A 12,007-nucleotide genomic window follows, 5' to 3' on the forward strand; every position below is an offset into this window, starting at 1 on the left:
CAGCTCTTCGGGATTGGTGCCGGGGAGACCTTCAAAGCGGCTGGCGAAGCCATAAGGGTAGGATTTGAGCGCGCCGCTCTGCGTCGAGATCTGACCCTTGCCGTCCTTGATGCCGCCCGACCACTGTGCGGAACCTGTGCGATTGATCTGCATGCCGTTCTCCTGTTGGACTGAGTGTTCTCCAACGCGGCGACCCGCCGCGTCATCCGGTCAAGAGGCGCGAAAACCCCTTCGCCCGAGCATATAAGTCTCTAATCCAGGAAGGCGACAGTCTTGTAAAATTTGATTGCGCCGGCCGCCGCCATCGCCACGCGACACCGCGGAACCAAGTCCATGCTGGAACATTGGGTTTGAAAGCACGAGAAAGCGGGAGCGCCGACATGGAACTGCAGGACAGGATCGCATTGGTGACCGGCGCCGGCTCGGGCATCGGCAAGGCAACTGCCCTGGCTTTGGCGGCCGAAGGAGCCAAGGTTGCCGTGCTGAGCCGCACCGAAAGCGAGATATCCAGAACACGCGATGAGATAGTGGCGGCCGGCGGCGAGGCGATTGCGCTGATATCGGACACCAGCGACGAAGCCGCCATGCGCAAAGCCGTCGATACCGTCGTCAACACCTTCGGCGGTCTGGATATCGTCGTCGCCAATGCCGGCATCAACGGCGTCTGGGCGCCGATCGACGATCTCAGGCCCGACGAATGGGACAAGACCATCGCGGTTAACCTGCGCGGCACCTATCTGACGCTGCATCTGACCGTGCCGCATTTGAAATCGGCCGGCGGTGGCGCGATCGTCGTCGTCTCGTCGATCAACGGCACCCGCACCTTCACCACACCCGGCGCCACGGCCTACACCGCAACCAAGGCCGGCCAGGTAGCGATGGTGCAGCAGCTCGCGCTGGAACTCGGCAAGCACCGCATCCGCGTCAACGCCGTCTGCCCCGGCGCCATCGACACCGATATCAGCGACAACACCAGCGCTCGCCACCGAAAGGAAAGCGGCATCCCCGTCGTCTGGCCTGAAGGCGAGATCCCGATCACCGGCGGCGAAGCCGGCCGCAGCGAGGATGTGGCCGAAACCATATTGTTCCTCGCCAGCGACCGCGCCCGCCATATCACCGGCACGCCCGTCTGGATCGATGGCGGACAGGGATTGTTGCGCTGATCAGCGGATGGTACCGGCAGTCTCCAGCGTGAAGAGCTCCTGCGGCCGCTGCACGCCGCGCAGCGCGTAGCGCCCGACGCAGGCCAGCCCGCCGCGCTCGGCTTCAGGCACGGCAGCGGCGAAATCGGACGACATCAGCACGTTGAAATCGACGGACCGGCAAAGCGACGCAATGCGGCTGACCTCGTTGACGGCAGGACCGATGACCGTGAAGTCGAGCCGCTCCTGGCTGCCGATATTGCCGTAGAACACGTCGCCGATATGCAGGCCGATATAGACGTCGGTGGTCGGCCGCTCCTCGAAGGCGCGCTCGTTGTTCAGCGTCACCAGTCTCTCGTGCAACATCCGCTCGGCCTTCAGCGCCGCCGAACAGGCGTCCGCCGGCGCGTCGGCCTTGAAGATCGCCAGCACCCCGTCGCCGATCAGCTTCAGCACATTGCCGCCAGCCTCATGCACCGCCGTAATGACGAGATCGCTATAGGCGTTCAGCATCGGCAGGATTTCCTCAGGCGAGGCGCTGTCGGAGATCTTCGTGTAGTTCACGAGGTCCGAGAACCACAGCACCGCCGAAATCCGCTCCGACTTACCTCGGCTGATCTTGCCATCCAGCACCTGGCGCGCCGCATCCTCGCCGAGATAGACCTCGGCGATCGTGCGGGCGATACGCCCGAGCCCGATACACTTGATCGCCAGCGCCAGAACCGGAGCCAGCTTGCGCAGCACCATCATGTGATGATCGGAAAACCCTTCCTGATGGCGTGTAGCAAAATGCACGAAGAAGCAGTCCATCTCGCCGATCGTGCCGGCCTTGTCGAACTTGCGCACCATCGCGACGAAATCGGTATGTCCCTCGGCCTGCATCGTATCCAGCATGTAGAAATCCGCCGGATCGCCGAACGCCAGCCGCCGGCGAACCTCGTTCTCGGGGCCCGTCCAGAGATGGTAGAAGGCCGAGCGCTGCCAGTTTTCCAGCGAGTTTCCATCGCCGCCCATCGGGCCATAAGCAAATTCGGGCTCGACATCCTGCTCGCTATCCCAGCGAAAAGCGCGCCCCTCATGCACCGGGTGCAGCGTATCCATCAGCGCCAGGCTGCGGTCGAGCGGAAGGCCAAGCCTGCGGCAGGTATCGCAGAAGCCGGTCAGCAGCTCGGTTTCAGTCGCGCCATTCAGCCCCTGCTCCGTCAGCCACGTCGCAACCGTACCGATATCACCGTATTCCATGCCATAGTCACCTTGTCTGATACGCAAGCTTTACCGTGATTTGACGACCGAAGGAACGGCAAAGCCGCTAAACATCATGTCGCAGCCGGCATATTGTAAGGTGTGATGATTTCCACCGCCGACAAGGACGTCGGCGCGATACGCCCGGAAACACTGCGGCTCATCACAGCGCGGAACGCCGTACGCGCATCGGAGCGCAGGTCGTGATGCAGCACGAAGCCGATCTTGCCGGCTTTCAAGAGCGCGCGATTATCGGCATCGAGATCATGCGCGACAAACGCCCGGATCGGCCGACCGGCCGCCTCGAAGGCCGCCAGCACCGCGCGATTGCCGCCGCCGATTGAATAGACCGCGTCGATCGTCTCGTCGGCCTTAATCGCCCGCGCCGCCAGAATGCCGGTTGCCGCGTCCGTTCCATGCCCTTCGCTGATCTCGGTGATACCGATCTCACGGTATCGCTCGCGGATGACACGACGAAAGCCGATCTCGCGCTCCTCCTCGCCACGGAACCGCCCGCTCGAGAGCGTCACCAGCACCCGACCCGGCGCGCCGGCAAACCGCTCGCCGATCAGATAGGCGGCGGTCTCGCCGGCTGCCCGGTTGTCTGCCCCGGCATAGGCGATCCGCGCCGAATTGGGCAGGTCGGTCACCAGGGTCACCACGGGGATGCCCGCCTCCTCCAGCCGTGATACGGCGGCGTCGATCTCGGGCACGTCGGGCGCCTTCAGCACGACAGCCTTGGTGCCGCGCAGCCGTATCCGGTCGAGAAGCTGGACGATCTCCGCCGGCTTCATCACCTCGGCGAAATGAAAGCGGCAGCGAAACACCGTCGGCAGAAAGGTCGCGACTTCAGCCTCGAAGGCGGCGCGGACCGTCGTGCTGAAACGCTCCGGCGTTTCCATCACGATATCGATCGCGATCGTCCGCCCGCCTGCTGCCACCTCCGTCTGCTGCTTCTCAAGCTCGGCGATGGCCGCTCGCACCCGCAGCTCCGTCTGCCGCCGCACGCCCGGCCGGCCGTTCAGCACCCGGTCCACGGTTGCCGTGCTCAAGCCCGCCTGAAAGGCGATATCCTTGACGAGAAAGACATGCGCCATGCCGTCAGGCTCCGATCCAATCTGATGTATTTTTGATGGCTTTCTGATCTATCACGGCCCTCGCCGCGCCGTATAGTGCCTTCATCAGGAATGGAGGAGCATCTGATGAAAACCGACAATCTGCAGAAGCTGCGTGCCGACCGCGTCTGGCTCACCGAGGATGCCTGCGATCTCGACGACTTCCGGGCGCTGGCCGAAAAGACGACATCGCTCGCCGACTATCCGAACGCCGCTGCGGTCGAGAAAAACGTGCTGATCTACGACAGCCGCAATGTCAGGGCCGTCATCGCCGATCCCGAGGGCAAGCGCGCGCTCTTGGCCGAGATTTGCGAAGCCTTCGCCGAAGGCCCCGGCGTCGTCGTCTTCACCGGCGCCTACGAGGACACCGGCGTCATCGACCGCGCCAGCAAGATCTTCGACGACATCATCACCGAGCAGCACCGCACGTCGACCGGCGGCGGTGATCACTTCGCCAAGGCCGGTGCCAACGACCGAATCTGGAACTCGCTCGAAAAGCACTGCCTCGCCGACCCCGACAATTTCGCCGAATACTACGCCAACCCGATCGTGGCGCTGGCAAGCCAGGCATGGCTCGGCCCGAGCTACCAGATGACCGCGCAGGTCAACCGCGTGAACCCCGGTGGTGCCGCCCAATCCGCGCACCGCGATTATCACCTCGGCTTCCAGTCTTCCGAAGTGATCCAGCAGTTCCCCGTGCACGTCCACAGGCTCTCGCCGGTGCTGACGCTGCAGGGCGCGGTCGCCCATTGCGACATGCCGCTTGAGAGCGGGCCGACGCTCTTCCTGCCGAACAGCCAGACCTATGTGCCGGGATATCTCGCCCTCAAGCGCCAGGAATTCCGCGACTATTTCGATAAGAACCACGTCCAGCTGCCGCTGAAGAAGGGCGATGTCGTCTTCTTCAACCCGGCGCTCTTTCATGCCGCCGGCACCAACCGCTCGGCCGATATCAAGCGCGTCGCCAACCTGCTGCAAGTCTCCTCCGCCTTCGGCCGCGCCATGGAAACGGTCGACCGGCAGCGCATGAGCACCACCCTCTTCCCGGCCCTGAAGCAGCTTTCCGACACGCTCTCACAATCAGAAATCGCCAATGCGGTGGCTGCCTGCGCCGAGGGCTATTCCTTCCCGACCAATCTCGACCGCGACCCACCGGTCGGCGGCCTCGCACCGAAGACGCAGGCGCAGCTGATGCACGAGGCATTGGCGGCGGGCTGGAGCGACGAGATGTTTGCCGAAGCGCTGGCGAAACAGGCGGAGAAGAAGCTGAGCTGAGCACGAGCACGGCATTCAATAGCAACAACGACAAAAGGCCTCTCGCGTCGCGAGGGGCCATTCGCGCATCATCAGTCACAGATCATAGGGAGGAACATATATGAGCGCAGACCACAGCCGCCTCGACGGCAAGATCGCCATCGTTACCGGCGGCACGCAGGGCCTCGGCGCCACCATCGCCCGGCTTTTTGCCGAGCGCGGCGCCAAGGGCATCGTCATCTGCGGTCGCAACGCCGAGAAGGGCCGCGCCAAGGCCGAGGAGATCGCCAGCGCTACCGGCGCGGAGGTGGTCTATGTCCAGGCCGATCTCTCCAGGGTCGAGGATGCCAGCAAGGTCGTAAAGGCCTGCGACAAGGCTTTCGGCCGCGTCGATGCGCTGGTCAACGCCGCCGCCACCACCGATCGCGGCACCATTCTCGACACCAGCCCCGAGCTCTTCGACACCATGTTCGCGATCAACGTGCGCGCGCCCTTCTTCCTGATCCAGGAAAGCGTGCAAATCATGCGCCGCGAAAACACCGAGGGCACGATCGTCAACATCGGCTCGATGTCGGCCAAGGCGGGCCAGCCCTTCATCGCCGCCTATTGCGCCTCCAAGGGCGCGCTGGAAACGCTGACCAAGAACACCGCCTATGCGCTGCTGCGCAACCGCATCCGCGTCAACGGATTGAACATCGGCTGGATGGCCTCGGAAGGCGAGGACCGTATCCAGCGCGAGTTCCACGGCGCCGCCGCCAACTGGCTGGACGAAGCCGCCGCCGCCCAGCCCTTCGGCCGCCTGGTCGACCCCGAGGAAGTGGCCCGCGCCTGCGCCTATCTCTCATCACAGGAATCCGGCCTGATGACCGGCTCGATGATCTGTTTCGACCAATCGATCTGGGGTGCTTACGACGGCTCGCCACACCCACAGGCGCCACTCTGAAACATGCCAGGTCCAAAAATGCCGGAGCCTCGGCCTTTTGCGCGGCCGGGCTCTGGCACGCGGCGTCGTTTACGTTTACGAAGGAGATCAAATCGCTTTGGGAGGAGCAGCCTGTGTCGCAAGATGCGCTTTATGACATCCGTGATGATCGTTTCAATCGCCTGATCGCGGGCAGCGCCAGGCTGGAGGAACTCTATTCCGGATGCCGCTGGGCCGAGGGTCCCGTCTGGTTCTCCGATCTCAACTGCCTGCTCTGGAGCGACATTCCCAACGAGCGCATCATGCGCTGGGTGCCCGATGGCGGCGCCTCGGTCTTCCGCTCCCCATCCAACTACGTCAACGGCAACACCCGCGATCGCCAGGGCCGGCTGGTATCCTGCGAACATGGCGGCCGCCGCGTGACCCGCACCGAGCCGGATGGCCGCATCACCGTGCTCGCCGATCGCTACAAGGGCAAGCGGCTGAATTCGCCCAACGACGTCGTCGTCCGCTCCGACGGCTCCATCTGGTTCACCGATCCAAGCTACGGCATCATGTCCGACTATGAAGGCCACAAGGCCGAGCCCGAGCAGGAGACCAGAAACGTCTACCGCATCGATGCCGGAACCGGCGAAATCGAAGCGGTCGCCACCGACTTCATCCAGCCCAACGGCCTCGCCTTTTCGCCGGATGAAAAGCAGCTCTATATCGCCGATTCAGGCTCCTCGAACCACGAGGTGCCGCGCCACATCCGAGTCTTCGACGTGATCGACGACCGCAAGCTGACCAACGGCCGCTACTTCTGCTCGATCGACAACGGCGTGCCCGATGGCTTCCGCTTCGACGTCGCAGGCAACCTCTGGAGCAGTGCCGCCGACGGCGTTCACTGCTTCGCGCCAGACGGCACTCTGCTCGGCAAGATCAAGGTTCCGCAGACGGTCTCCAACATCACCTTCGGTGGCCAGAAGAAGAACCGCCTGTTCATAACCGCGACGCAATCGGTCTACGCCATTTACTTAACGACCAACGGCGCCCAGTACCCGTAAGCCAAAACTGACATTGAACGCGCAGTCGAGACCGCTTGTGGCGCCTCGCTGCGCCTCCGTCCCCGATACCGTTACTGCCGTGAGAAACTGACATGCGTTCCATCGTTCCCTATAACGAATCCTGGGCTTTCCATCAGGGTGCCGGCCAGCATCTGCTGCGCGATTTCGACGGCCGCTTCATCGTCAACCTGCCGCATACGGCGGTCGAACTCCCGTTCAACTATTTCGATGAAGCGAGCTATCAGCGTGCTTTCACCTATCAGAAACTGCTGCGCTGGATGCCGGAATTCGAGGGCCGCGAGGTCTCGCTTGTGTTCGACGCCGCCATGGCCGACGCCGTGGTCTATCTGAACGGCGAGGAAATCATCGCCCACAAGGATGGCTATACCCCCTTCGAGGCGCGCCTGACCAACGGCCTGCAACGCGGCGACAACCTGATATCAGTCACCATAGACGGCAGCGAGAACCCCGCCATCCCGCCCTTCGGCGGCGCGATCGATTACCTGACTTACGCCGGCATCTATCGCGAAGTCTGGCTGAAGGTCACCGACCCCGTCTCGATCCAGAACGTCAAGATCGAGACCACGGATGTGCTCTCGGAAGAAAAGTCCGCCTCCGTCCGCGTCCATCTCTCCAATCCCCGCAACGTACACTTCCTGGGAACGCTGACCGCCTCGCTCGCCGATATCGATGGCAATGTGCTTGCCACCGCATCATCAGACACGACCGGCGACGACGCCACACTTGATTTCAGCGGCCTGACCGGTATCGCTCTCTGGGATATCGACAATCCGGAACTCTACCAGATGACGGTGGAGCTGAAGACCAGCCACGGTTCCGACAGACTGACGACCAGCTTCGGCTTCCGTACCGCCGAATTCACCCCTGAAGGCTTCAAGCTGAACGGCCGCCCGCTGAAGCTGCGCGGCCTCAACCGCCACCAGTCCTTCCCCTATGTCGGCTACGCCGCCGGCCGCTCCGCCCAGGAACGCGACGCCGATATCATGAAATCCGTGCTGAAGTGCAACATGGTCCGCACCTCGCACTATCCGCAGTCGAAGTGGTTTCTTGACCGCTGCGACAAGATCGGTTTGCTCGTGTTCGAGGAGATCCCCGGCTGGCAGCACATCGGCGACCAGGAATGGCAGCATGAATCCATCCGCAACGTCCGCCGGATGATCGAGCGCGACTGGAACCATCCGTCGATCGTCATCTGGGGCGTGCGCATCAACGAGAGCCAGGACAGCCACCATTTCTATGCCGAGACCAACCGGCTTGCCCGCGAGCTAGACCCCACCCGACCGACCGGCGGCGTTCGCTACATCACCGATAGCGAGCTGCTCGAGGACGTCTACACGATGAACGACTTCATCCTCGGCAACGAGGAGCTGCCGGGCGCCAACCGCCCGCGCACGCCGCTGCGCCCGCAGCAGGAGAGCACCGGCCTCTCCTACAAGGTGCCCTACATGATCACCGAATTCGGCGGTCACATGTACCCGACCAAGATCTACGACCAGGAAGCGCGCCAGGCCGAACATGTCCGCCGCCACCTCGAAGTGCTGAACGCCGCCTATGGCGATCCCGACATAGCGGGCGCCATCGGCTGGTGCATGTTCGACTACAACACCCACAAGGATTTCGGCTCAGGTGACCGCATCTGCTACCACGGCGTCATGGACATGTTCCGCGAACCGAAATTCGCCGCTTACGCTTATGCCAGCCAGTGCGAACCCTCCGAAGACGTCATCATGAAGCCGGTGACCTTCTGGGCGCGCGGTGAGCGCAACATCGGCGGTGTGCTCCCGCTGATCGTGCTGACCAATTGCGACGAGGTCGAGCTGACCTATGGATCGGTAACCAAACGCGTCGGCCCCGACTACGAGAACTTCCCGCACCTGCCGCATCCGCCCGTCGTCTTCGACCACCGTCACTTCACCGCCGACGAACTCGGCATCTGGGGCCAGAAATGGATCGACGGCAGCTTCACCGGCTATGTCGACGGCGCAGCCGTCGCGCAGTTGACGCTGGTCGCCGATCCTTTGCCGACGACACTGCAGGTGGTGGCCGACAGCACCCGGCTGAAGGCACGCGAACGCGACACCACCCGTGTCGTGTTGCGCGCGCTGGACCAGCAGGGCCAGCGCCTGCCCTTCCTCAACGAAGTGGTGACGATATCTCTCACCGGCCCGGCAAAGATCGTCGGCCCCAGCACCATCCCGCTCCAGGGTGGCACAGCCGGTCTCTGGATCGAGACCACGGGCCTGACCGGCGAGATCACGCTGGAGGCCAGCTGCCCCCGCTTCGGTAAAGTCACACTGACGCTCGACGCCGTCTGACGGCGGCCGGAGCCTTGGTCTTCACAAGCCAGGCTCGATGCGCTCCGTGCGGCGCTCAGACGGGCGTCACCGACCGCACGCTACCGTTGTTGTCGACGATGCAGGAGTATTTCTTACCCCCTGCATCCAGATCGACGGCGAATGTCCCGTCAGGCTGCAGCCGCGAGCCTGTCGGCAAGACCTTGACACCGGCTCCGGCGCTGCTCGTCACCGCATTGGCGCAAAGCAATTGCAAATCGGCCGGCGCCGTCATCAGTGTTGTGCGCGCCATGGCTTCTGGTGGCGGCGGCGCGGGCGTACAGGCGCCCAACGACAACAGTCCGGCCAGGCCCAGAAGAGCTCGACCGCCTCGCTTCAAGTCTTCTCTCGACATCTGTCCCCTCCAGACGTTGATGATATCAGGCCTGATCAATCCCCGGCCAATGCCGGCGTGATCGATCAGATACCCTTGTAAAGCGCGGCCCCCTGCATGAGCACGATGACCTTGGCGCCGATCTGCACCCGCGAATGCAGGTCCGTCACGTCGTCATTGTTGAGCCTGATGCACCCGGACGACACGTCGAGGCCGATCGTCCATGGCTCGGCCGTGCCGTGAATGCGGTAGATCGTGTCCTGGTCGCCGGCGTAGAGATAAAGCGCCCGCGCCCCGAGCGGGTTGTCCGGCCCACCCGGCATGCCGGCCGCCCATTTGGCCGCATTGGCATCGCGGGCCACCATTTCGGCGGGCGGCGTCCATACCGGCCATTCGGCCGTGCGCCCGACACGCACGATCCCGGCCCAGCCGAAGCCGTCGCGGCCGACGCCGATGCCGTAGCGGATCGCCTGCCCGCCCGGCTGCACGAGGTAGAGAAAATGCTGGTTGCCGTCGATGATGATCGTCCCCGGCGGCTCCGCGGTCCGGAACGTCACGATCTGCCTGCGAAAGGCCTCCGGCGATTGCTTGTTGCGCGCGTAATATTGCCGGGCTTTCTTGTTGTCGTAATCGACCCATGTCCGCGTCTTGGCATCATAGATCTGCGTCTGCGCCAGCACGATGACGGGCGCAAGCAGCAACGCGGCCGCCACAACCGGCAGCCTCCTGCGCAAGCGCCGGGTTACCCAACCGAACGCCCCACCGCATGTCGCCAGAAAAGAAGACCGCGCCCTCATGGCTTCGCCCACCCATCGATCCGCGCCGCGTTGCGCTCCACCCATGCCTTGGCATAGCCGAGCGGCGCCTGCCGCTCCACCTCGAGCGCATAGCTCATCGCCGTCGCCTCCTCCGGAGTCAGGTCGACCTTTTCGAGGAAGGCCGCGATTTCGGGGTGCTTGCTGGCAAGCGCTGTTGAATAGGCGATACGGAAGGTCGCCGTATCCCAGGCCGTCGACGCCGACGATTTCTTGATCCAGAGCGGATCGGTCGCACTTGCCAACGACCATTTTGCCGCATCGTGCTTTGGCTCTTCAAGCCGAACGATCTTGTGCAGATCGAAGACGAAATGCGGCGCATAGCAGGCGAACACCACCGGCTGGCCGGTCGCGACCGCGGCATCGATGCCGGCCATCGCCACCTCCTCCTCGGCCTCCACCAGCGTCATCGTCTTGGCGTAACCATAGCTGTTCGCCCGCACGCGCTCGATCCCCGTCGAGGACCAAGTCGGCGCGCCGATCCACATCTCCCCCTTGCCGTCACCATCGGTATCGAGAAGGCTGGTCTTGTCGGGATCGCTGAGATCGGTGATATCAGTGATCCCCTTCTCGGCCGCCGCGGGCGTCACGCAGATGCCCTGCCACGCAGGAACCATGTGCTTAGCCAGAACGACCACGCCCTTCTCGGTCACGAATTTTTCGATGACATCGGCGAGATTGGGCTGCCAGACCTCCGGGTGAATGTCGACGCTCCCCTTCTCCAGCCCGGCAAAGGCATTGAGCGTACCCATTTCCTGGACGAGAGCAGGCTGTTTGAACTCTTTCTCGATCGCGACCTTGAGAATGAACGCCGTTGCCTGGCCGGACGGCCAGTTCGGCATGGCGATCTTGAGGTCATCCGCAAGGACAGGCGTCCCAGCCCCCAAGACGGATAACAATGCGGACAATAAAACGACGAACACGCCGCAACCGGCACCATCTCTCACAATGTTCCCCCTCGGCAGACACTGATCGGATCGCATGCTGATATTACAACGCCAAGATGCAGAAGCGGGCGCAGTTAGTCAAGTGTAGAGTGTTTTAGAAAAGCCGGATCAGCGCTGCAGGCCAGACGCCCATGCACCGACCCGCGATGCCATCGCCGCCACATGATCCGCCGCCGAGAAGCCGGAGAGAGCCTTGCGCGGCTTCAGATCGTGATCGCCATCCTCGAGCCAGAAGATCTCGATCTCGGACGAAAGCGAATAGCCCGCGACCTCCTCTCGCGTCCCGAACGCATCCCGTGTTCCTTGGCAGATCAGCGTCGGCGTCCTGATCGCGCCCAGATGCGCCGTGCGCAATTGCGCCGGCTTTCCCATCGGATGAAACGGATAGCCAAGGCACAGCAATCCCGCGATATCGCCCGAGCGATAAAGATCATCGGCAACCATGCTGGCAATCCGTCCACCCATCGACTTGCCGCCGATGACAAGCGGACCGCTGGCACCAAGGTCGCGCACCGCCGCCAGATATTCAGGAATCAACGTCTCCGCCCTGGGCGGAGGTGGACGTCGATCGGACAGCCGTCGCTCGGCCATGTAACCGAACTCGAACCGAACGACCCGCATTCCAGCCGCAGCCAGAGCCTCGGAAAACCGCTCCATGCCCGCCGAATCCATGGCACCGCCGGCACCATGCGCGAGAAGGATCGTCACGGGTGCGTTGTCGGGGCCGGAAAACAGGAAGGACGTGCTCATGCTGTCTTATTACAGGATAAGTCTGCGAGCCGACAGGGCTCAGGTTTATTGTGTTCTGGGAAAGATTTGGTTGCGGGGGCAGGATT

At 63.2% G+C, this 12,007-nt stretch carries 11 protein-coding genes and 1 pseudogene; 5 read left to right on the plus strand and 7 right to left on the minus strand.

The genetic code is table 11. The features are described from left to right. Positions 1–153 (minus strand): annotated as a pseudogene (locus tag B3605_RS08520) (OsmC family peroxiredoxin); the annotation flags it as partial. Between the two features lie 227 nt (positions 154–380). On the opposite strand from B3605_RS08520, the gene B3605_RS08525 reads away from it, so the two are divergent. After that, entirely contained in the window at positions 381–1,163 is a 783-nt protein-coding gene (locus B3605_RS08525) for an SDR family oxidoreductase (protein WP_112944214.1), read from the plus strand. Here B3605_RS08525 and B3605_RS08530 read toward each other — a convergent pair whose 3' ends face one another. After that, positions 1,164–2,384 carry an adenylate/guanylate cyclase domain-containing protein gene (locus tag B3605_RS08530; RefSeq protein ID WP_112944215.1) on the minus strand — a complete coding sequence of 407 codons (1,221 nt, stop codon included), beginning with the start codon at positions 2,382–2,384 and terminating at the stop codon, positions 1,164–1,166. It lies immediately after the preceding gene. Positions 2,385–2,458: 74 nt separating this feature from the next. Then, positions 2,459–3,481, minus strand: coding sequence for a LacI family DNA-binding transcriptional regulator (locus B3605_RS08535; protein ID WP_112974074.1), 1,023 nt, complete (start codon positions 3,479–3,481; stop codon positions 2,459–2,461). A gap of 105 nt (positions 3,482–3,586) precedes the next feature. On the opposite strand from B3605_RS08535, the gene B3605_RS08540 reads away from it, so the two are divergent. The 4 genes from B3605_RS08540 (at position 3,587) to B3605_RS08555 (ending at position 9,057) form a co-directional block, all read left to right on the plus strand. Further along, entirely contained in the window at positions 3,587–4,774 is a 1,188-nt protein-coding gene (locus tag B3605_RS08540) for a phytanoyl-CoA dioxygenase family protein (RefSeq protein WP_112944216.1), read from the plus strand. 100 nt (positions 4,775–4,874) lie between these two features. Then, positions 4,875–5,696 carry an SDR family oxidoreductase gene (locus tag B3605_RS08545; RefSeq protein WP_112944217.1) on the plus strand — a complete coding sequence of 274 codons (822 nt, stop codon included), beginning with the start codon at positions 4,875–4,877 and terminating at the stop codon, positions 5,694–5,696. A gap of 113 nt (positions 5,697–5,809) precedes the next feature. Then, positions 5,810–6,721: an SMP-30/gluconolactonase/LRE family protein gene (locus B3605_RS08550; RefSeq protein WP_112944218.1), complete on the plus strand. Its 912-nt coding sequence runs from the start codon at positions 5,810–5,812 to the stop codon at positions 6,719–6,721. A 92-nt stretch (positions 6,722–6,813) separates the two neighbouring features. Then, positions 6,814–9,057 carry a glycoside hydrolase family 2 protein gene (locus B3605_RS08555; RefSeq protein ID WP_112944219.1) on the plus strand — a complete coding sequence of 748 codons (2,244 nt, stop codon included), beginning with the start codon at positions 6,814–6,816 and terminating at the stop codon, positions 9,055–9,057. A 55-nt stretch (positions 9,058–9,112) separates the two neighbouring features. Here the strand turns inward: B3605_RS08555 and B3605_RS08560 are convergent, their stop codons facing one another. The 4 genes from B3605_RS08560 to B3605_RS08575 form a co-directional block, all read right to left on the minus strand. Then, positions 9,113–9,328 carry a hypothetical protein gene (locus tag B3605_RS08560; protein ID WP_245206322.1) on the minus strand — a complete coding sequence of 72 codons (216 nt, stop codon included), beginning with the start codon at positions 9,326–9,328 and terminating at the stop codon, positions 9,113–9,115. A gap of 167 nt (positions 9,329–9,495) precedes the next feature. Then, entirely contained in the window at positions 9,496–10,143 is a 648-nt protein-coding gene (locus tag B3605_RS08565) for a L,D-transpeptidase (RefSeq protein WP_112944220.1), read from the minus strand. 59 nt (positions 10,144–10,202) lie between these two features. Beyond that, positions 10,203–11,132, minus strand: a complete 930-nt coding sequence (locus B3605_RS08570; RefSeq protein ID WP_409457188.1) for a glycine betaine ABC transporter substrate-binding protein — start codon at positions 11,130–11,132, stop codon at positions 10,203–10,205. Between the two features lie 147 nt (positions 11,133–11,279). Next, on the minus strand, positions 11,280–11,921 hold the full coding sequence (locus tag B3605_RS08575) for an alpha/beta fold hydrolase (RefSeq protein ID WP_112944222.1): 642 nt from the start codon (positions 11,919–11,921) through the stop codon (positions 11,280–11,282). Between the last annotated feature and the right edge of the window lie 86 nt (positions 11,922–12,007).

Source organism: Rhizobium sp. UBA1881, assembly GCF_002338015.1.
GTDB lineage: Bacteria > Pseudomonadota > Alphaproteobacteria > Rhizobiales > Rhizobiaceae > Rhizobium.